The organism is Lachnoclostridium sp. An169 (genome assembly GCF_002160525.1).
Taxonomy (GTDB): Bacteria; Bacillota; Clostridia; order Lachnospirales; family Lachnospiraceae; genus Mediterraneibacter; species Mediterraneibacter cottocaccae.
In genome coordinates this window covers 1-19,189 of sequence record NZ_NFKT01000010.1, presented here as the reverse complement: position 1 = coordinate 19,189, position 19,189 = coordinate 1, and the positions used below count along the sequence as shown (strand labels likewise).

Genomic DNA, 19,189 nt, shown 5'->3' with positions numbered 1-19,189 from the left:
GCGAAAATGCCTCCAGAATACTTCTTCTGGAGTGCGGGGAAAAGGGACGCTCCATGGCGGGTTGACCACTCCCGCAGTGAAAAAGAAGACAAAAAGGAAGGGATTTAATATGAGCACAGAATTGATCAATGTTGCAGAGATCTTTGGCGAGAATGTGTTTAACGATGCTGTTATGCAGGAACGTCTGCCAAAGAAGGTTTACAAAAATCTGAAAAAGACCATTGAGGAAGGAAAAGAACTTGATCTCGAGACCGCTGATGTTATTGCACATGAGATGAAAGAATGGGCGATTGAAAAAGGCGCAACCCATTATACACACTGGTTCCTGCCGCTGACCGGCGTGACCGCAGAGAAACAGGATTCCTTTATTTCAGCGCCGCTTCCGAGCGGAAAAGTACTGATGAGCTTTTCCGGAAAAGAACTGATCAAAGGAGAGCCGGACGCTTCTTCCTTCCCGTCAGGAGGACTCAGGGCGACATTCGAGGCAAGAGGATATACGGCATGGGACTGCACTTCTCCGGCATTCGTAAGACAGGATGCAGGCGGAGCAACACTGTGTATTCCTACCGCATTCTGCTCCTACACAGGAGAGGCGCTTGACCAGAAAACCCCGCTTCTGCGCTCCATGGAAGCGATCAATAAACAGGCGCTGAGGCTTCTCAGACTGTTCGGAAATACGACGTCAAAGAAAGTGACTCCGTCTGTTGGACCGGAGCAGGAATACTTCCTTGTGGATGCAGAGAAGTTTATGGAGAGAAAAGACCTGATCTATACAGGACGTACACTCTTTGGAGCAATGCCGCCGAAAGGACAGGAGCTTGATGACCACTATTTCGGAACGATCCGCCAGAGGATCGCGGCATTTATGAAAGACGTCAATGAGGAACTGTGGAAGGTTGGTGTTACGGCGAAGACTCAGCACAATGAGGTTGCGCCTGCGCAGCACGAGCTGGCGCCGATCTACGCAGAGGCAAATATTGCTGTTGACCACAACCAGCTTGTAATGCAGACGTTAAAGAGAGTGGCATGCCAGCATGGACTGAAGTGTCTGCTCCATGAGAAGCCGTTTGCGGGAGTCAATGGTTCCGGCAAGCATAACAACTGGTCCATCACTACCGATGACGGAATCAACATGCTTGATCCGGGCAAGACACCCCATGAGAATACCCAGTTCCTGCTTGTGCTTACCTGTATTTTAAGAGCGGTAAACATGCATGCGGATCTGCTCAGAGAGTCTGCCGCCGATCCGGGAAATGACCACAGACTTGGAGCGAATGAGGCACCGCCGGCCATCATTTCCATCTTCCTCGGCGAGCAGCTTGAGGATGTGCTGGAACAGCTTATCAGCACGGGAGAGGCGACGCACAGCCTGAAAGGAGGAAAGCTGGAGACGGGAGTCAGCACACTTCCGGACCTGGAAAAAGACGCGACAGACAGAAACCGTACATCGCCGTTTGCGTTTACGGGAAACAAATTCGAGTTCCGTATGGTCGGATCCCGCGATTCCATCGCTTCTCCGAATATCGTGCTCAACACCATCGTTGCCGAGGCTTTTGCGGATACCTGCGATGTGCTTGAAAAGGCAGATGATTTTGACAAGGCGGTACATGATCTGATCAAAGAGTATGCGACAGAGAATCAGAGAATCGTCTTCAATGGCGACGGGTATTCCGAGGCATGGGTTGAGGAAGCGGCGAGAAGAGGACTTCCGAACATCCGCTCCATGGTTGAAGCAATCCCGGCTATGGTGACGGATACAGCGATCAGTCTGTTCGAGAGATTCGGCGTGTTCACAGAGGCTGAGCTCAGATCCCGTGCGGAGATCCAGTATGAGACATATGCGAAGGCAATCAATATTGAGGCACGCACTATGATCGACATGGCGAGCAAGCAGTTTATGCCGGCTTTCATCAAATATACAAAGACACTTGCGGATACGATCAATGCGGTGACGGCAGCGGGAGCTGACGCGAGCGTACAGAAAGACTGCCTGGCACAGGTAACAGAGCTTATGGGCGAGACAAAGAAGGCTCTGGATGCGCTGGTGAAAGTGACAGACGAGGCTGCAGCAAAAGAAGAGGGATCCGTACAGGCGAACTTCTATCACTCTGATGTTGTTCCGGCTATGGAGGCACTCCGCGCACCGGTTGACAAACTGGAGATGATTGTGGATAAGGAAGCATGGCCGATGCCGTCCTACGGAGATCTGATCTTTGAGGTGTAGGATCTGAGGACAGGAAAATCTCTTTCCCTGGCAAAGAATATATTTGAAAGATAAGAAAACCCCGCAGCGGGCTGCCTAAAAAAGGCGGCTGGCTGCGGGGTTTTCTTTTTGCGGATTTTTAAATGGTTTTTATATGGATGTTTTTCCGTTTTTACGACGGGCAGGTGATCTGTACCATCTTCTCGATCATGTGGTGCAGCAGATCCGCCTGCTCCGTGTCCGCGGCTTTATAATACACTTCCTTGCCGTCCCGGCGGCTGACAATCAGCCCGGCGCTCTTCAACTGCTTCAGATGGTGGGAGACTGCCGGGCTGCTCATATCCACAAGGGCGGAAATATTGGTCACACATTCCTCGCAGTGGCACAGGAGCCAGAAGATCCGGATCCGGCTTCCGTCACCGAGCTGTTTGAAAATATCTGATACAATCTGAAATTCTTCTGTTTTCGGCATATGACTGAACTTTTCAGCGACATTCTGACCGTGATCGTGCGGTAACTGCTGATTCATGTGAAAACCTCCCTGTAAATATGTAAACCGTTTCTTTCTATAATAATATTCCGGCGGGATGTTGTCAAATGTGAACCGGTCTGTGAATAAAAAGACTGAATTTTTTTTGATTATACAAAAAAATTACTAAAAGTAAACCGGGGGAAGAAGTAAAATAAAGAAAAATATGGAGGTATGGACAATGAGCAGTCAGAGAAGTGAGGCAATCGATATGCTCTTTTCCAAAGTGGACAGAGACGAAAATCTGACGTTGGAAAATGCAGTGGAACTTTTGAATATAGAAAACGGCTCTTCTGATTTTTACCGTCTGCTGGCAAAAGCTCAGGAACTGACATACAGGGAATACAAAAACCGGGGCTATGTCTTCGTTCAGATCGGATTGAACAGCAGGCCGTGCCCGGGAAACTGCAGATTCTGTTCCATGGGGCTGGACAATTTCGTTGTGGAGGAAGAGACAGAAAAGACAGAGACTGAGGTTGTGGAGGAAGCCAAAAGGGCAGCCGCACAGGGAATCGACGCGCTGTTTCTGATGACCACGGCGGATTATGATATTGAAAAATTCCTGGAAATTTCCAGAAGCGTAAAGGCGGTTCTGCCGGAGGATGTGATGCTGGTTGCCAACATCGGCGACTTCGGAGAAGAGACGGCGCGGAGGCTGAAAGAGGCAGGCGTTACCGGAGTTTACCACATCGTCCGCCTGAACGAGGGAATTGACACGGATCTTGACCCGGCTGATAGAATCCGCACACTGGACGCGGTGCGCAGCGCGGGACTGGAGCTGATATACTGCGTGGAACCTATCGGACCGGAGCATACATATGAACAGATCGCAGGGGAGATGCTGCGGGCGCGGGAGTATGATGTGAATATCATGGCCTGTATGAAACGGGTGTGTGTGAAGGGAACGCCTCTCTATGAAAGAGGGGAGATCACGGATCTGGAACTGACGAAGATCGCGGCGGTTACGCGGCTTGTGACCAGACCGAAGACGTCGATGAACGTGCATGAGCCCAAGCAGATAACACTCCTTGCGGGAGTGAACCAGCTCTATGCGGAAATCGGCATTAATCCAAGGGACTGTGCGGTGGAAACAGGGATGAACCGGGGATGTTCCATCGCGGATGTAAAAGAAATGCTCCGGCAGGTGGGATACAGGACGAGATAGAGCAGAAGAAGAATATCGGAACAATGTAAAAAATTGCAAAAATAAAAATTACAAAAATAAAAATCACAATAATATAAAAAATCAGATAAGCATGAAAGAGAGGATATGAAAATGACACAGAAGGAGATCTTGATCCGCACACTGAAACACGAGGAAACGCCGAAAGTGGCATGGGTTCCCTTTGCAGGCGTTCACGCGGGAAAGCTGAAAGGATACACCGCAACTGAGGTCCTGCAGGATGAGGACAAGCTGTTTGAATCGCTGATGGAGGTGAACCGGCTCTATAAACCGTCGGGACAGCCGGTTATCTTTGACCTTCAGGTGGAGGCGGAATGCCTCGGCTGCGATCTGGTATGGGCAGACGATGCCCCGCCGTCGGTGGCGAAACATCCCCTGGAAGGAGAGGATGAGCTCGTAACACCGTGCTACTGTACAATTCCGACAAAAGAATCCGGCAGAATCCCGATGATTCTCAATGTCATGAGAAGAATGAAAGAGGCTGTCGGCGAGACAACGGCACTGTACGGGCTGATCTGCGGTCCGTTTACACTGGCGACCCATCTCAGGGGAAATGACATTTTTATGGACATGTATGACGATGAGGATGCGGTGAAGGAATTCCTGAAGTACTGCTGTGCGGTTGCCATGAAGATGGCGGATTACTACATTGAGGCGGGCATGGATGTGATCGCGGTGGTAGATCCGCTGATCTCCCAGATATCCCCGGCTCATTTTGAGGAGTTCATGCACGAGCCGTTTGCAGAACTGTTCCGCCATATCAAAGAGCAGGGCGCGTATTCCGCATTCTTTGTATGCGGCGACGCTACAAAAAATATCGAGGTGATGTGTGAGACTGCGCCGGATTCCATCTGTATTGATGAGAATGTGGATCTGATCGCGGCAAAGAAGATCACAGACCGTTACAACATTGCAATCGGAGGAAACATTCCTCTGACAACGGTTATGCTTCATGGAAGTCAGCAGGATAATATGAAGTTTGTCGTTGATCTGCTCGACCGGCTGGAGGACAAGAGAAACTTTATCCTGGCGCCGGGATGCGACATGCCTTACGACGTGCCGGTGGAAAATACAATCGGAATCGTTCAGGCTGTCAACGAGACGGATTCCGTGCGCGAGATCCTGAAAAACTATGTGGCTCAGGACGACGACATTGACGTGGAGCTGCCGGATTATGCGCACCTTGAGAAACCGCTTGTGGAAGTGTTCACCCTGGATTCCGCAACCTGTGCCGCCTGCACCTATATGATGGGGGCTGCCAATGAGGCTAAGAAAGAATTTGGCGATGCCATCGACATGGTTGAGTACAAATATACCGTGAAGGAAAATATTGCGCGCTGCAAGAAGATGGGAGTACCCAATCTTCCTTCCATTTATATCAACGGAGAGCTGAAATTCCGGTCTGTCGTTCCTTCCAGGGAAGAGCTGGACGATGCGATCCGGGCTGTGATGTGAATATGAGCAGGTTATATCTGGTAACAGGATTTCTCGGGGCGGGAAAGACTACTTTTTTAAAAGGCTTTCTGAAAATGTTTCCCGGAGAGAGAATCCATGTAATCGTAAATGAGTTCGGGAAGGAAGGCGTGGACGGCGAACTGCTCCGGGAAGTCGGGGCGGTTCTGGATGAGATCAACAACGGTTCCATCTTCTGCTCCTGCCGTCTGGACAGATTTGAGGAAGTGCTTGCCTCCGTGCTCGGGACGGAGCCGGATGTTATTGTCGTCGAGGCGTCCGGGCTGTCTGATCCCACCAACGTTAAGAAGATTCTGGGACAGAAAGATAAATTCCCCGGTGTGGAATACCGGGGAAGTATCTGCCTGGCAGATGCCGTGAATTTCCGGAAGGTGTACGAGACTGCCCGCGTGGTGAAGAAGCAGATCAATGTAAGCGATATGATCCTTCTGAATAAAACAGATATGGTTCCGGCGGAACAGGCGGAGCAGGTAAAACAGATGATCCGCGCCCAGCGTCCGGATCTTCCGGTGCATCTGACTTCGTACGGACGGATCGAGCCGGAATGGCTGAAGCAGATGGAGCGGGCGCAAAGCGCCGGAGCGGGAAGTACCGGGGCGGATAGTCCGGAAGCCATCTTCCAGAGCGCGGATATCACTCTGCGCAAAGGGCTTCTGTATATTAACCGGGATATTTCCCTGGAAAAGCTGCAGAAGTTTGTCGAGATGTTTATTGAGGACACCTACAGAGTCAAGGGATTCGTGTGCCTGCAGGGGCAGTGGTATCTGACAGACTGTGTGGGAAATATGTTCCATGCACAGGAGTGCAGGCCGAAGGAGCAGAGTGACAATGCACTTGTGGTGCTCTCCGGCTACGGACTTCCTGTGAGAAAATCAGTGAAAAAGGCGATGGAGTGGTATCCGGATGTGGTGGAGAAATATGATTTCCACTGACAGACAGAATCAGCAGTCTACGCCCTTTTTCCGGTAAAACAGGTTGAACAGAACCGCTCCTCCGATGATCCACACCGCGCACACCGCAAGTGCAGCCAGGTTTCTGCCTGAGGTGAGGCTGCTGTCCGATGAGGCGGAGGTGAAGAGCGTCTGGTAGGACGTGGTCGGGAAAATAACCGCGATTTTTCCGATCGTGTCATTGAATCCGGCAAACAGGGGCGGCAGCATGGCGAGCAGCGTCAGAGGTGCGGAGATGGTGCCCGCAGACGCCTGGTCTTTCGCGGTCAGCCCTGCGATGGCTCCAAGGAAACAGAGCCCTGCCGAGCTTAACAGGATAATGGCTGTGTACATCAGAAAGTCTTCCGGCCTGCCGGCGGAGAGAAAATATACGGCTGCGGCGTCTGCCAGAGTCAGCAGCAGGCAGACGGCAATTTTCGAGAAGAGAAATTCACCGCCGCTTACCCGGGCGAGCATGAGAGAGCGGAGCGTGTATTTCTCTTTTTCTTCTGCGATCATGACCGGAAGGATACTGGTGGGGACGATGGAGATGGCGAATACCGCGCATGCGTTGAGCACAAAGTCCTCCAGACCTTCTCCGAGACCGCTGAACAGAAAGCGGTAGAGCAGGCAGAAGAAGACAGGGATCAGCACGCTTAACAGGATGGTTTTGTTTGTCAGGCAGGATTTCAGATCTTTTTTAAACAGAGTACGGATGATTTTTCCATTCATGATGCATAAGCCTCCTTTGTCAGTGTAAGAAATACGTCTCTTAAGCTGGGTTCCTCCGAGTGGATCATCAGCAGGTCAGCGGTTCCTTCCAGTTCGCGGATAATGTCAGATTTGTCGAGCGGAATTTCTTTTGTCCCGTCTGTGGATGTGATCACGACTTTTTTTCTGGAATATTTCAGCTTCAGTTCCTCAGGGGAGCCACATTCCACGATTTTCCCTTTGTTGAGCAGAGCAATCCGGTGGCAGAGCTCGTCCGCTTCTTCCATATTGTGGGTGGTGAGAAATACAGTTGTGCCGTTATCGTTGAGCTGTCGGATCAGGGCGCGGATCTCATCTGCGGTAGCGGGATCCAGGTTCGCCGTAGGCTCATCCAGAAAGAGAAGCTTCGGGCTGTGGATGATAGTCCGGGCAAATACAAGACGCTGTTTCATGCCCCGCGAGAGTTTTTCCACCTTCTTTTTTCCGGCGTCAAGCAGTTCGACGGACGCCAGGGCTTTCTCAATCTTCCTTTTCTTATCTGTGATACCGTAAATGTCTGCGAAGATATCCAGGTTCTCATAGACTGTCATCTTCTCATAGAGACCGCTCATATCGCTCATGATTCCGATCTGATGACGGATCTCCGGAGAAAAGGGGTTCTTTCCCAGTACGGTAATTTCTCCGCCGTCGCTGTGGAGCTGGCCGGTCAGCAGTTTGATGGTAGTTGTCTTGCCTGCTCCGGAAGGTCCCAGGTATCCGAAGATCTCTCCTTTCTTTACTTCCAGGTCACAGTGGTCAAGTGCCTTTGTGTTTCCAAATATTTTTGTCAGTTGGTTTACTTTGATTATGTTTGTCATGGCTTTTGTCCTCCTTACAGTCTCTATCTTAGGCTTTTCGGAGAATTCTGCCTTATTTCAGGGGTGAATGGAGTCCGGGAAGGGATGAATGGAGCACTGGAACAGGTGAGTGGAGATGCCACTCACCTGTCGGAAGAAATAAAAAAGCATCTTCTTTTTCTGTAAATGATATAGAGTACAAAGATACCTGCTGCGAACCAGATCAGGCAGAGTGCCAGAGCCTGCATCAGGGAAACCTCACGGTATCCGTACTCCCGGGAGAGAGCCGGGAGGATAAGCCCGACTGCGCCGGTGGGAAGAAACAGAGATGCCGCATTGAAAATGGAAGTCCAGGCGGCAAAAACGGGCGGGATATAGAAAATGCACATCACGGGGGTGGAAAGCACATGGGTGTCATTTTCTTCTTTTGCAAAGACGGCTGTGATTAGTCCGCAGGGCAGAAGGGTTGCCATGATAAGCAGGTTAAAGAGCAGATAGCCGGGCAGCAGGGAAAGCGATGCTCCGGAGATCAGAAAGATAACCATGGCGGTGATAATGTCCTGAATGACTGATGCGGCAGCTTTTGCTCCAATAAACAGATTTTCGTCCACACCTGAGCGGAAAAGCAGAGGCAGGGTACCCCGTGCTTTCTCATCCGCGATCAGGAGCGGATGGAGATAGACGGATGAGAGTACCATATTAAAGAGCCCGCAGGTGAGCAGAACGAGATCCGGGTCATCGATGACAAGCCGGAAGATAACCGCGAGAAACGGCGGAATCAGGGTGATCGCGCAGATGACCTTATGTGTGCAGAACGTCCACAGGTCTTTCTTCAGCAGTGTACAGAATTTTTTCACAGTAATTTCCTCCTGGTTCTGTTATAATTTGCCGCATTAGAACTCGTACATGCCGCGGAGTTCCTGAATTTTCCCCTTGCTTAAGGGCACGTCGGTTTTCCCGTAGCCGATAAGCCGCAGGGAGTAGGAGTTCCGGGTCCATTTTACAAGCTCGGTCACTTTCTGCATGTTAACAATGTAAGAACGGTGGCAGCGGAAGAAGCCGAATTTTGTCAGTTTCTCTTCCAGTTCACTCATTTTATAGGAACCGAGATACTGTTCCTGCCTGACGTAGACGTAGACTTTTCCGTCATTTGCCTCCACATAATCGATCTCCTCGGGATTGAAGAGAAAGGTTTTTTCATTGTAAGAAACGGAAATCTTGCTTATGACCGGAAGATCAGGATTCTCATCTGTCACTTCAGGCTGGTCGATGCAGCGGATACCCTCTTCAAGAATTTCATAGTGTCCGCCCGGACAGATACAGGTGTCCCGGTGGGAGACTGAAAGAGTGGCAAGCCGTCCGTTTTTCTCATAGAAGGTTTCCATCCATCCGAGAATAATTTTCTTGGATTCTTCGTCAGCAAAAGCTATGGGATTGACAAGAAAGAAATCTTCCGCGCCTTTTGAGATTTCCCGGGCAATACGGAGACGGACCTTCTCTCCGTCCGAGCATTTTGAAATTTTCTTTTTCAGAATATCTGCCAGATGCATCTGCTCCACTGCAGAGTCAAGCTGCTGCTTTGATCCGGATAATCCGGCAAAGAAACTCAGATACTGTTTTATGCTCATGTTGTCATAGAGCGCGCCGCTGTCCTCCACAAATCCGTCACTGGGAGTGAAACATTTCTGAAGCAGGGGAACGGTACTGAGCGGCCCTTCAAAGTGGACGGGCTTTCCGCTTTGAATAAGCTGTCCTGCTTCGGGAAAATGGTTGTTGTCCATGGCCTTATCTCCTTGTATAATAAGCTGGTTCTGTGTATATATAATAATAAAGTAGTCCGTGTATAGACGATTCTATTCTATCGGAGTCAGGCGGAATTGGCAAGATAATAAATGAATGATAGAAGATAGCCTGATAAAACATTGAAAAAGATTATAAAACAGTATTGACTTTGCAGTTTGCCGGGTGTATTATGATTACAACAATTAAATAAATATTTAATTGTTTAAATGAAGGCGTGTGCGAAAGGAGCCATTACAATGAAAAAGACTTATAAAATCGATGTGGACTGTGCAAACTGTGCGAACAAGATGGAGGAAGCTGCAAAGAAGACAGCCGGAGTAAAAGACGCGACCGTGAATTTTATGACATTGAAGATGAATGTGGAGTTTGAAGAGGGACAGGAGCCGAAGGCAGTTATGCAGGAAGTGCGGAAGAACTGTAAGAAAGTTGAGGACGACTGCGAGATCTTTTTATAAAATACAGACAGAGCCTTTATTTTCAGAGGAGAGGGATAGTTTGTTATGAATAAGAAGCAGAAAAAGATGCTGATACGGATTATCATCGCGGCAGTGCTTATGATCGCGCTGAATTTTGTTCCGGTTACGGGATGGCTCCGTTTCATTTTATATCTGGTTCCGTATCTCGTGATCGGGTATGATATCCTGATCAAAGCGGGAAAAGGAATCAAAAACAGGCAGGTATTTGACGAGAGCTTCCTGATGGCGGTGGCGACGATCGGAGCGATTGCCCTTGCGATTTACGAACAGAGCGGCGATTATACCGAGGCCATCGCGGTTATGCTGTTCTATCAGGTGGGCGAGTGGTTCCAGAGCTATGCGGTGGGAAAGAGCCGCAGAAATATCAGCGAGCTTATGGATATCCGGCCGGACTATGCAAATATCGAGAAAGACGGAAAACTTGAGAAAGTGGATCCGGACGAAGTGGAGATCGGTTCTGCGATTATTGTTCAGCCGGGCGAGAAAGTGCCCATCGACGGTGTGGTGATATCGGGAAGTTCTACTCTGAACACGAGCGCGCTTACCGGGGAGAGTCTCCCGAGAGATGTGAAAGAGGGAGACGAGATTATCAGCGGATGCATCAATATGTCGGGCGTGCTGAAGATCCGGACCACGAAAGAGTTCGGGGAGTCCACCGTTTCCCAGATTCTGGATCTGGTGGAGAATGCGAGCTCGAGAAAGTCCAGATCCGAAGATTTTATCTCGAAATTTGCCAGGGTCTACACCCCTGCAGTCTGCTATGCGGCACTGGCGCTGGCAGTCCTTCCGCCGCTTGTGCGGATGTTTGTCATGGGGACTGACGCGGCGTGGGGCAACTGGATTTACCGGGCGCTGACATTCCTTGTTATCAGCTGTCCGTGTGCACTGGTGATCAGTATTCCGTTGAGCTTCTTTGCAGGTATCGGAGGTGCCAGCAATGCGGGAGTTCTTGTGAAGGGATCCAATTATCTGGAGACACTTTCCAAGACGAAATGTGTGGTATTTGACAAGACCGGAACGCTGACCCAGGGTGTATTTGAGGTAAACGGCATCCACCATAATGCCATGGAGGATGCGAAACTTCTTGAGTACGCGGCTCTGGCAGAGAGCGCGTCTTCCCATCCCATCAGCAGGAGCCTGCAGCGGGCTTACGGAAAAGAGATCGACCGTTCCAGGGTAAGCGATATCGAGGAAATCAGCGGAAACGGCGTGACCGCGAAGGTGGACGGCGTGGAAGTGGCGGCGGGAAATGAGAAGCTGATGAAGCGGCTTGGTATAAAATTCATCCCCTGCCATCATGTGGGAACGATCATCCATATGGCGGTAAACGGAGCATATGCAGGACATATCCTGATCTCCGATATCGTAAAGCCGCACTCGAAAGAAGCCGTCTCAGCGCTGAAAGCATCAGGAGTAAGAAAGACAGTGATGCTGACCGGTGACGCGAAGAAAGTGGCGGATCAGGTCGCAGGGGATCTGGGAATCGATGAAGTGTACAGTGAGCTCCTGCCTGCGGGAAAGGTTGAGAAGGTAGAAGAGATTATCCGCAATAAGCGGGAGGGTGATGTGGTTGCCTTTGTTGGAGACGGTATCAACGACGCTCCGGTACTTTCCCGGGCGGATATCGGTATCGCCATGGGCGCCATGGGATCCGATGCGGCGATCGAGGCGGCAGATGTTGTCCTGATGGATGACGATCCCATGAAGATTGTCAAGGCGATCCGGATTTCCAGGAAATGTTTGCGGATTGTGTACGAGAATATCGTGTTTGCCATCGGAATCAAGCTGATCTGCCTGCTGCTCGGAGCAGTCGGCATCGCTAACATGTGGCTTGCGATCTTCGCGGATGTGGGCGTGATGATTATCGCTGTGCTCAACGCGATCCGGGCGCTGTTTGTGAAGAAGCTGTAAAAGAATATTTTTGAATGCTGTTATATTAAGACGGCGGTAAAAGGGAATGGGTGCCTTTTGCCGCCGTTTTATCTACCAGCGTTCCAGTACGTAGGTGTCAATTTTGTTAAGCCTTTCTGCGAGCAGGTCAGGATCTTCTTTCATCCCGTTCATACACCAGTCGAATATGATCAGAAGAGTACCGCCGGTCGCAAATCGATTGATGAACTCCAGATCAGAACTTCTGTGAATTCCCTGATCACGAAATATGTGTAAGATGGTCTGGTTGGCAATCTCCATTACATGGTAAAGGTACTGAAGCCCGATGTTGCTTTTGCAGATGAGAGTGGTGAATTCCCTGTCTTCATACATTGTGCGGCAGATATCTTTCAAAAGCAGGGTGTAGTCTGAACAGGAAACAGTATTGCGGATCTGGTCAACGACAGTCTGATCATGTTCTGCGAAGATTTCATCCAGGACATCAGAAGGAATCGAATAATGGGCATAAAAGGTATTCCGGTTGATGTGAGCTTCCCTGCAGAGCAGGGAAACAGTAATGTCATTGAGAGAACGGATTTCCATAAGGTGAAGCAGCGCGCCCTTAAGCTTCTGCCGGGTTTTCGCGATGCGCAGATCTTCTGTATTCTTCATTACAATCTCCATTTCACAAAAATATATTCCGCCTGAGGGAAAATAACGAACATATTGCTGAATAATTGCTGTGTGATTATTAAATATTTTAAGCTAAAATGGGAGGGAAAACAATAGCAGGAGGCGGAAAAATTATGGAAACGAGAAGTGCTCTGGTGACTGGTGCCGGAAGCGGGCTGGGATTCGCTACGGCAAAGATGCTGAAAGAGCAGGGATGGAAAGTGTATGGAACGATTATTGAAAGCCAGTCAGATGCAGAACTTAAGAAACTGGGCATTACCCCGATTGTGCTGGATATATCTGACTACAGGCAGACGGATGCCGCCCGGGATTTTGTGGGAAAAGACCTGGGAGAAAAAGGACTGTCGGCACTGATTAATGTTGCGGGAATTGCGGGACCGGGAGGCGGCCTGATCGAAGGGGTATCCCCGGAAAATGCGAAGCTTGTATTTGATACGAATATAACCGGAACGCTGAACATGGTACGCTCTTTCCTGCCGCTGCTGCGCAAATACGGTCCTGCCCGTGTGGTTAATGTTTCTGCCGGGGTACGTACACCGGCAGTATTTACATCGGTCTATCTGATCAGTAAATTCGCTGTAGAAGGGATTACCAATACTCTGCGCTATGAGATGATGCCCTTTGGAATCCAGGCGACAAGTATAGAGCCTGTGGGAATGAAGACGCCTATGACGGCAAATCCGGAAGAAAATACAAAAAAGACATGGGACCGGATGGGAGATGAAATCAAAAAGGTGTATTACGATAAACTTGCGCCGAGCCTTGATTTTATCAACAGTGTGATCGATCAGGCGGAGGAACCGGAGGAGGTGGCGAAAGTTATTTTGAAAGCGCTTAACGCCAGAAAAATGAAGATACGCTATATGGCAAAATCTTCTGCATGGCAGGCTCCGGTACAGAGGCTGATCGGAGAGAATGCATTCGAGAAGATGATGGCGAAAGGAATGAAACTGATTAAGTAAAGAAAGGAAGAAATGAAAGATTCCGGCAGTGGGAAGAGGGGACGAGGACGAAGACGATCAACACTTTTATCGTGGAGATTAAGGAGAGCGATGCAGATTTTCACGATATCAGTAATGTAGAACAGTGGACAAATCCATCGGGCACTATATCCTGGGGATGCGGATGGAGATGGCTTTGGATCTGCTCGGAAGAGAGAAAATGAAAGCCACGAAAGTCGCAGAGATGGTGGGGTATAACACCTACTCTGCGTTCGTGGCTGCATTTAAGAATTATTTCGGTTATCCTCCGTCAAAACACGTTTAGCAAAGAAGTAGCCGATTCCCAGGGCGTCTGCCAGAAACCATCCGATGGGGACGGACCACCAGATACCTACGACTCCGATGAAAGGAATTGCAGACAGAGCATAGGCGAGTGCCACACGTGTGCCCAGGGACATAATCGTTAAAACTACAGACATGCCGGGCCTGCCAAGCGCCCGGTACAGTCCGTAGAGCAGGAACAGGATACCGATCAGCGCATAGAACGCACCTTCAATCCGCAGGTAGCGCACGCCTTCGGATATAACTGCAGTTTCTCCTGCATCGATAAAGAGCGTCATCAGCGGTTCGGCAAATACAAAGACAAGCGCGGAAACGATGAGGCTGAAGATTACAGAGGTCAGGACAGCGGTCCTGATCCCTTTTTTTATCCGCTCCGTCTCTTTTGCCCCGAAATTCTGGGCAATGAAGATGGAAAATGCATTTCCGAAATCCTGTACCGGCAGATAGGCAAAGGCGTCGATCTTGACCGCTGCCGCAAAGGCAGCCATGATCGTGGTGCCGTAACTGTTGACCAGTCCCTGGACGGCGAGGATTCCCAGATTCATGATGGACTGCTGCAGGCAGGTCAGGGCAGAAAAACTGGTGATCTCTTTCACCCGGGACATCCGCAGCCGGACAGACGGCTCACGGCGCAGCAGATGAGGAAACTTCACCATGGTATACAGGGCAATGCCGATGCCGGATACATACTGAGAGATCACGGTGGCTGCGGCAGCTCCCGACACGCCGAAATTCAGACCGGCCACGAACCAGAGATCCAGGGCGATATTAAGCAGGGCAGAGACGGCGAGAAAGGCGAGAGGAACGACGGAGTTCCCCAGGGAGCGGAGCAGGGAGGCAAAGAAGTTATAGAGGAAGATTCCCACCAGTCCGGCGAAGATCACAACCAGATACTCCTTCATCATGCCGATCAGCTCTTCCGGAGTGCGCAGAAACCAGATGATTCCGTCGATTCCTGCAAAAACCAGGATATTCAGGACAACCGTCACAGCGGCAAGCAGCACGAAGGAGGCAAGAATGCCCTCTTTGAGTCCCTTATGGTCCTTTTCTCCGAAACGAATGGAGAAGACTGTTCCGCTTCCCATGGCGAGGCCGAGGAGGATGGAAGTGAGGAATGTCATCAGGGAGAAGGCAGATCCCACGGCGGCAAGGGCATTTTCCCCGAGAAAACGCCCGACGATTACGGTGTCGGCAATGTTGTAGCACTGTTGCAGGAGATCCCCCAGGATCATGGGAACGGCAAATTTCAGCATGGTTTTCATGACCGGTCCCCGGGTCAGTTTTGTTTCCATATGTATTCACACAGCTTTCTTTTCGTAATATATAAATTAACATTTGTAGGAAAATTATAGAACTGATACTATGATATGTCAATTAAAAATGACGGAGCGCAGTTTTAAACGGTGAAATATTTTTGCCTGCCATATGCCAATGAATTTCATAAGAAAAAATAAGTTATCCACAACACTTGCTATTCTTCCGAAGTTATCCACTTTTAAGGGCCTAATGACCGAATTTCTCCTTTTTGTGGATAATTCAGTTCATTTTCCTCTTGGCAGGCATCACTTCCTTTGCTATACTTATCTCAGTTGAATGACTGTGTATTTTCATCAACTGGGAATATATCTTCTTTTGTTAGTTGCCGACCAAAGCTGGCTAACAAATCAGAAGATATATTTTTTTGCTTCTTTTTGATCCCTTTTTTCTCCAGATAATAATACTCATACAACTGTTTCATAAAATCTGAGATCTGTGCCATCAGATAATGGTTCTTCTGTGCCTGGTCGTTCCAGCTGCATGTATGGGTAATGCTTCCCTGCCAGTTCTTCTGCCGGTTGAATCCTTCGTTCTCTATCTTCCAACGCTTTCTTCCTGTTTCCGCCATCTTTTCCGCATTCCTTTTGGTAATTCTTATGCTGCTCAGCCATTGGAATTCTGTTGTTTCCCCATCCTTTTCTTCCCGATATCTTAATACGTGTACCGGTTTGCCATTATAATCAATATCATTCACGAATTCAGCTTTCTCTGTTTTCCCTTTTTCCGGTATCTTTTCGTATTCTTCCGCTATGCCCGGAATACTTCCCTTTTTATATCGGATCAGGAATTCCCACTTATATTCCCTGCACAGATCCATAACCGGTTTTGATGCATATAGACTGTCTGCCAGCAGCAGGATCGGCAGACGTGGGAATCTCTTCTTGATCCGTCCTGCCAATCGGGCAAATGCTTTGGTCTCACAATCCTGTTTGATCTCCTCCGCACTCATTTTTTCCTGGCGTTTCCGGTCTTCCCCGTTATTCTCGATAAATTCACTCCCTATACTGGCTACCAGCTTTTCCCCAAAGAAGATCTTCGCCTCCAGCACATCCCGGTGATACAGTGTGACCTCTTTGTCTGTCCCCTTATTGCAGCACCGTTCCAGACAATGCTCATTCAGTTTCCTCTTCCCGCAGTATAGCTGCGTCCCGTCCACTATAACCAGCCATTTCTTTTTATATCTTGCATCCTCAAAGCATCGCCTCCGGATCAGGTGATACACCAGATCCTGCTTGATCTCTTCCAGCTCCATAGGATCAAGCCTTTCCAGATATTCATTCTCTGTTACATGGTGCGGAACATAATCTCCTGCTTTTTCACCTATAAATATAGACAGATTTTTAGAAACCTTCTCATCATTAAACTGGTCCGTCATTTCCTGCATACTGTCAATTCCTGCGATCCCTTTATAATATAAAGTCCCCAGCATCATCCGGTTTGTATATGTGATATAGCCCGGATGCCGGGGATCCTTTGTCTGTGCAAACTTCAAAAACAGCTGACTATAATATCTGTTTTGTATTTTGTTGAGTTCTCCAATTGGATTTTTTTCAAGTTTCTTTTGTATTCTTTGTTCTTTTCTTCCCATTTCAGCCTCACTGTGAAAAACTTTTTTGGTATACTTATATTTTCGCAGTGAAGCTGTGTATTTTCAATAGGTTTTAGTGCGAATTATTTTTACCTGTCAGAACTGGACGGAGCGACAAAAGTGATAAAAAGGGAATACCGGAGAGGTGGAAGCAGGAAGCGATGTATGATAGAATATGAATATCACATTTTTCGGTAAGACGCGAAAGCGCAACAAAGAGGAGGCATAGATCAATGTTTTTGGATGGACTGGATGAACTGGACAAGAAGATCGTTGAACTTCTGATCAAGAATGCCAGAATGTCATACTCAGAAATCGGACAGCAGACGGGAATCTCCCGGGTGGCGGCTAAGATGCGGGTGCAGGCTCTGGAGCAGAAAGGGATCATCGAGGAATATACGACGATTATTAATCCCCAGAAGATCAGTGGGGCGGTGTCCTGTTATTTTGAAATTGAGGCGGAGCCGGATGCAGTCGGGAAGGTGGCGGAGATTCTGGAGAAAAATAGTATTATCACACAGATCTACCGGGTTACCGGGAAGAGCAGACTTCATGTACATGCGGTGGCATCCTCCGGGGAAGAGATGGAAGAACTGATCTGCGGGACAATGGATAAGCTTCCGGGAGTCAGGGAGTGCAGCTGCAATGTGATCCTGTCGAGGATCAAGGATATCAAAGGACTGCGGCTGTAGCGCCGTGAGATTCCCGACACTGGAAAAATGAAAAAATATGCTGCTGAGATGCGCTATATTCACGCATTTTGTGTGATTTTTAAGAAAAAATCAGGAAAAGATATTGTACTAGCGAGAAAACTGAAGAAATTGGCACTGCACATTTGTGCAATAATTGCGACGGGTGTTGAGAGGATAGAAAACAAAACGGATGTGTTCCGTATCGGAGAGAAAATCTCCGGTACAGGGCACATCCGTTTTGTTTGTGTGTAAAAGTTTCGCAAATTATCCCAGATTGCGAAGCATCCCCGGAATCAGCGGAACTGCGCGATATTTTTCACTGTTCTGACCACTTCTGACGTCTATTGTATTTTTCTTATTCTGCCTCGCTGTTGTCCGGTTCCAGCCGGGCGATATTTTCACGCTTTGACTCAAATGTACAGTGGGAGTAGTGTTCCATTGTAATTCCGGGAGAAGAGTGTCCGAGAAACTCGCTTAAAACCTGATAATTCACATTTTTTTCGAGACAGCGCGTTGCAAATGTATGTCTGAGCGTATGCATATGAACGCCTTCTATTCCCATTTTCCTGCACATTGATGAAATGCCGATCTGCATGGAACGGGGATCCCGGAATTTTTTCCTGGTACCGGGAAATAAAAATTCGCTGCCCAGCCCCTGCTCTCTCGCCCTTTTGGTTTCTAAAATTTCTGCCAGATGATCAGATACCGGAATCTCCCTGACCGATGATGCTGATTTTGGTCTTCCGATGACCAGAGCCGTCTTCTCCGAATGTTCGTCTCCTACTGCTGAACGTTCTCCTCCTGCTTCCGAGAATTCACCTTTTCCTGTAAGTTCTCCCATCCTGCCGGACAAATACCCGACCGGAATCCGCTGCACAGAATTTCTTACGTGAAGAACCCGACTGTCCAGATCAACATCGCTCCACTTCAGCGCACAGAGTTCGCCAACCCGCAGTCCGGTATACAGACATATGATATACTCCTCTTTTTCTTCCGCCATGGCAGTCTGTTCTACCTTTTTCTGCTCTGACCGGGTCAGGATCCGCGGGGCCTGCTTTTCCATTCCCGGAATTCTGATGCCATGGTATGGATTGCATTCGATGTATTTTCTGGCACAGGCCGCGTCAAGGATTGCTTTCAGAAGACGGCAGATACCGCGAAGCGTCCCGGATGCCAGTTTTCCCTGAAGCTCACTTACCATATCCTGAATATGCCTGCCTGTAATATCGGCAAGCTGCATTTCACCGATAAACGGATACATATGATTTCGTACATTTCTGCAGTACCCGGCATATGTTCCCGGTCTGACACGCGGCTTCGCCAGGATCTCAAGCCAGTACTCCGCCCAGTCACGGAACGTTCCTTTTTCAAAAATTCTGCGGACACTGCCTTCTCCGTACAATCCGGCTTTCACTAAAGTCAGCTGCCGCTTCACATCGCTGTACTTTTTTCCGTAAACAGACCCCATTACAGCTCTGCCGTCCTCTCTCCTTCCCCTAACCCGGATAAACCGGAAAAGTTTATTTTATATATTTCCCCTTTGTGTTACTCTAAAGAAAAAGGGGGTTTTCCATTATGTTACTTACGGATAAATACGCTGATAA

The 19,189-nt window shown here is 48.9% G+C and carries 19 protein-coding genes; 10 read left to right on the top strand and 9 right to left on the bottom strand.

Annotation, left to right across the window (positions count from 1 at the left end):
- The first annotated feature begins 109 nt into the window (after positions 1-109).
- Positions 110-2,224 (top strand): glutamine synthetase III family protein, encoded by a 2,115-nt coding sequence (locus B5F07_RS08870; RefSeq protein ID WP_087160927.1) that lies wholly within the window; start codon positions 110-112, stop codon positions 2,222-2,224.
- 151 nt (positions 2,225-2,375) lie between these two features.
- On the opposite strand, the gene B5F07_RS08865 is transcribed toward B5F07_RS08870, so the two are convergent.
- Positions 2,376-2,732 carry an ArsR/SmtB family transcription factor gene (locus B5F07_RS08865; RefSeq protein WP_087160926.1) on the bottom strand — a complete coding sequence of 119 codons (357 nt, stop codon included), beginning with the start codon at positions 2,730-2,732 and terminating at the stop codon, positions 2,376-2,378.
- A gap of 181 nt (positions 2,733-2,913) precedes the next feature.
- Here B5F07_RS08865 and B5F07_RS08860 point away from each other — a divergent pair, with 181 nt between their 5' ends.
- From B5F07_RS08860 to B5F07_RS08850, 3 genes are all read left to right on the top strand, one after another.
- Entirely contained in the window at positions 2,914-3,897 is a 984-nt protein-coding gene (locus tag B5F07_RS08860) for a radical SAM protein (RefSeq protein WP_242972477.1), read from the top strand.
- Between the two features lie 105 nt (positions 3,898-4,002).
- The gene (locus B5F07_RS08855; RefSeq protein ID WP_330397771.1) at positions 4,003-5,370 is read left to right on the top strand and encodes a uroporphyrinogen decarboxylase family protein; all 1,368 of its coding nucleotides are present in this window, start codon (positions 4,003-4,005) and stop codon (positions 5,368-5,370) included.
- A gap of 2 nt (positions 5,371-5,372) precedes the next feature.
- Positions 5,373-6,320 carry a CobW family GTP-binding protein gene (locus tag B5F07_RS08850; RefSeq protein WP_087160924.1) on the top strand — a complete coding sequence of 316 codons (948 nt, stop codon included), beginning with the start codon at positions 5,373-5,375 and terminating at the stop codon, positions 6,318-6,320.
- 9 nt (positions 6,321-6,329) lie between these two features.
- Here the strand turns inward: B5F07_RS08850 and B5F07_RS08845 are convergent, their stop codons facing one another.
- From B5F07_RS08845 to B5F07_RS08830, 4 genes are all read right to left on the bottom strand, one after another.
- Positions 6,330-7,049, bottom strand: a complete 720-nt coding sequence (locus B5F07_RS08845) for an ABC transporter permease (protein WP_087160923.1) — start codon at positions 7,047-7,049, stop codon at positions 6,330-6,332.
- Positions 7,046-7,885, bottom strand: coding sequence for an ABC transporter ATP-binding protein (locus B5F07_RS08840; RefSeq protein ID WP_087160922.1), 840 nt, complete (start codon positions 7,883-7,885; stop codon positions 7,046-7,048). The genes B5F07_RS08845 and B5F07_RS08840 overlap by 4 nt, the downstream gene beginning before the upstream one ends.
- 122 nt (positions 7,886-8,007) lie before the next feature.
- Positions 8,008-8,721, bottom strand: a complete 714-nt coding sequence (locus B5F07_RS08835; RefSeq protein ID WP_087160921.1) for a hypothetical protein — start codon at positions 8,719-8,721, stop codon at positions 8,008-8,010.
- 36 nt (positions 8,722-8,757) lie between these two features.
- The gene (locus B5F07_RS08830; protein ID WP_087160920.1) at positions 8,758-9,645 is read right to left on the bottom strand and encodes a LytTR family transcriptional regulator DNA-binding domain-containing protein; all 888 of its coding nucleotides are present in this window, start codon (positions 9,643-9,645) and stop codon (positions 8,758-8,760) included.
- Positions 9,646-9,903: 258 nt separating this feature from the next.
- On the opposite strand from B5F07_RS08830, the gene B5F07_RS08825 reads away from it, so the two are divergent.
- Both B5F07_RS08825 and B5F07_RS08820 read left to right on the top strand, forming a co-directional pair.
- On the top strand, positions 9,904-10,122 hold the full coding sequence (locus tag B5F07_RS08825; protein ID WP_087160919.1) for a cation transporter: 219 nt from the start codon (positions 9,904-9,906) through the stop codon (positions 10,120-10,122).
- A gap of 45 nt (positions 10,123-10,167) precedes the next feature.
- Complete coding sequence (locus tag B5F07_RS08820) at positions 10,168-12,054, top strand: heavy metal translocating P-type ATPase (protein ID WP_087160918.1); 1,887 nt, start codon at positions 10,168-10,170, stop codon at positions 12,052-12,054.
- A 72-nt stretch (positions 12,055-12,126) separates the two neighbouring features.
- Here the strand turns inward: B5F07_RS08820 and B5F07_RS08815 are convergent, their stop codons facing one another.
- A complete protein-coding gene (locus B5F07_RS08815; protein ID WP_140397999.1) occupies positions 12,127-12,684 on the bottom strand; it encodes a TetR/AcrR family transcriptional regulator in 558 nt (185 codons plus the stop codon).
- Between the two features lie 134 nt (positions 12,685-12,818).
- Here B5F07_RS08815 and B5F07_RS08810 point away from each other — a divergent pair, with 134 nt between their 5' ends.
- Together B5F07_RS08810 and B5F07_RS23695 are read left to right on the top strand one after the other, a co-directional pair.
- Entirely contained in the window at positions 12,819-13,667 is an 849-nt protein-coding gene (locus tag B5F07_RS08810; protein ID WP_162613086.1) for an SDR family NAD(P)-dependent oxidoreductase, read from the top strand.
- A 157-nt stretch (positions 13,668-13,824) separates the two neighbouring features.
- Positions 13,825-13,971 (top strand): helix-turn-helix domain-containing protein, encoded by a 147-nt coding sequence (locus B5F07_RS23695; RefSeq protein ID WP_442911412.1) that lies wholly within the window; start codon positions 13,825-13,827, stop codon positions 13,969-13,971.
- Here the strand turns inward: B5F07_RS23695 and B5F07_RS08800 are convergent.
- Together B5F07_RS08800 and B5F07_RS08795 are read right to left on the bottom strand one after the other, a co-directional pair.
- The gene (locus B5F07_RS08800; protein ID WP_087160914.1) at positions 13,931-15,280 is read right to left on the bottom strand and encodes an MATE family efflux transporter; all 1,350 of its coding nucleotides are present in this window, start codon (positions 15,278-15,280) and stop codon (positions 13,931-13,933) included. The two genes, B5F07_RS23695 and B5F07_RS08800, sit on opposite strands and share 41 nt — an antisense overlap.
- 293 nt (positions 15,281-15,573) lie before the next feature.
- On the bottom strand, positions 15,574-16,797 hold the full coding sequence (locus B5F07_RS08795) for a transposase (protein WP_162613084.1): 1,224 nt from the start codon (positions 16,795-16,797) through the stop codon (positions 15,574-15,576).
- 329 nt (positions 16,798-17,126) lie between these two features.
- On the opposite strand from B5F07_RS08795, the gene B5F07_RS08790 reads away from it, so the two are divergent.
- Positions 17,127-17,585, top strand: a complete 459-nt coding sequence (locus B5F07_RS08790) for an Lrp/AsnC family transcriptional regulator (protein WP_087160912.1) — start codon at positions 17,127-17,129, stop codon at positions 17,583-17,585.
- Between the two features lie 27 nt (positions 17,586-17,612).
- Positions 17,613-17,837, top strand: coding sequence for a hypothetical protein (locus B5F07_RS08785; protein WP_087160911.1), 225 nt, complete (start codon positions 17,613-17,615; stop codon positions 17,835-17,837).
- Positions 17,838-17,940: 103 nt separating this feature from the next.
- Here the strand turns inward: B5F07_RS08785 and B5F07_RS08780 are convergent, their stop codons facing one another.
- Positions 17,941-19,053, bottom strand: a complete 1,113-nt coding sequence (locus tag B5F07_RS08780; RefSeq protein WP_087160910.1) for a tyrosine-type recombinase/integrase — start codon at positions 19,051-19,053, stop codon at positions 17,941-17,943.
- Positions 19,054-19,189 lie beyond the last annotated feature (136 nt).

What these genes read in the sequence shown, in the direction of transcription:
- B5F07_RS08870 (WP_087160927.1), top strand. Translation starts at nt 110, where the DNA reads ATGAGCACAGAATTGATCAATGTTGCAGAGATCTTTGGCGAGAATGTG.
- B5F07_RS08865 (WP_087160926.1), bottom strand. Translation starts at nt 2,732, where the DNA reads ATGAATCAGCAGTTACCGCACGATCACGGTCAGAATGTCGCTGAAAAG.
- B5F07_RS08860 (WP_242972477.1), top strand. Translation starts at nt 2,914, where the DNA reads ATGAGCAGTCAGAGAAGTGAGGCAATCGATATGCTCTTTTCCAAAGTG.
- B5F07_RS08855 (WP_330397771.1), top strand. Translation starts at nt 4,003, where the DNA reads ATGAAAATGACACAGAAGGAGATCTTGATCCGCACACTGAAACACGAG.
- B5F07_RS08850 (WP_087160924.1), top strand. Translation starts at nt 5,373, where the DNA reads ATGAGCAGGTTATATCTGGTAACAGGATTTCTCGGGGCGGGAAAGACT.
- B5F07_RS08845 (WP_087160923.1), bottom strand. Translation starts at nt 7,049, where the DNA reads ATGAATGGAAAAATCATCCGTACTCTGTTTAAAAAAGATCTGAAATCC.
- B5F07_RS08840 (WP_087160922.1), bottom strand. Translation starts at nt 7,885, where the DNA reads ATGACAAACATAATCAAAGTAAACCAACTGACAAAAATATTTGGAAAC.
- B5F07_RS08830 (WP_087160920.1), bottom strand. Translation starts at nt 9,645, where the DNA reads ATGGACAACAACCATTTTCCCGAAGCAGGACAGCTTATTCAAAGCGGA.
- B5F07_RS08825 (WP_087160919.1), top strand. Translation starts at nt 9,904, where the DNA reads ATGAAAAAGACTTATAAAATCGATGTGGACTGTGCAAACTGTGCGAAC.
- B5F07_RS08820 (WP_087160918.1), top strand. Translation starts at nt 10,168, where the DNA reads ATGAATAAGAAGCAGAAAAAGATGCTGATACGGATTATCATCGCGGCA.
- B5F07_RS08815 (WP_140397999.1), bottom strand. Translation starts at nt 12,684, where the DNA reads ATGAAGAATACAGAAGATCTGCGCATCGCGAAAACCCGGCAGAAGCTT.
- B5F07_RS08810 (WP_162613086.1), top strand. Translation starts at nt 12,819, where the DNA reads ATGGAAACGAGAAGTGCTCTGGTGACTGGTGCCGGAAGCGGGCTGGGA.
- B5F07_RS23695 (WP_442911412.1), top strand. Translation starts at nt 13,825, where the DNA reads ATGCGGATGGAGATGGCTTTGGATCTGCTCGGAAGAGAGAAAATGAAA.
- B5F07_RS08800 (WP_087160914.1), bottom strand. Translation starts at nt 15,280, where the DNA reads ATGGAAACAAAACTGACCCGGGGACCGGTCATGAAAACCATGCTGAAA.
- B5F07_RS08790 (WP_087160912.1), top strand. Translation starts at nt 17,127, where the DNA reads ATGTTTTTGGATGGACTGGATGAACTGGACAAGAAGATCGTTGAACTT.
- B5F07_RS08785 (WP_087160911.1), top strand. Translation starts at nt 17,613, where the DNA reads ATGAAAAAATATGCTGCTGAGATGCGCTATATTCACGCATTTTGTGTG.
- B5F07_RS08780 (WP_087160910.1), bottom strand. Translation starts at nt 19,053, where the DNA reads ATGGGGTCTGTTTACGGAAAAAAGTACAGCGATGTGAAGCGGCAGCTG.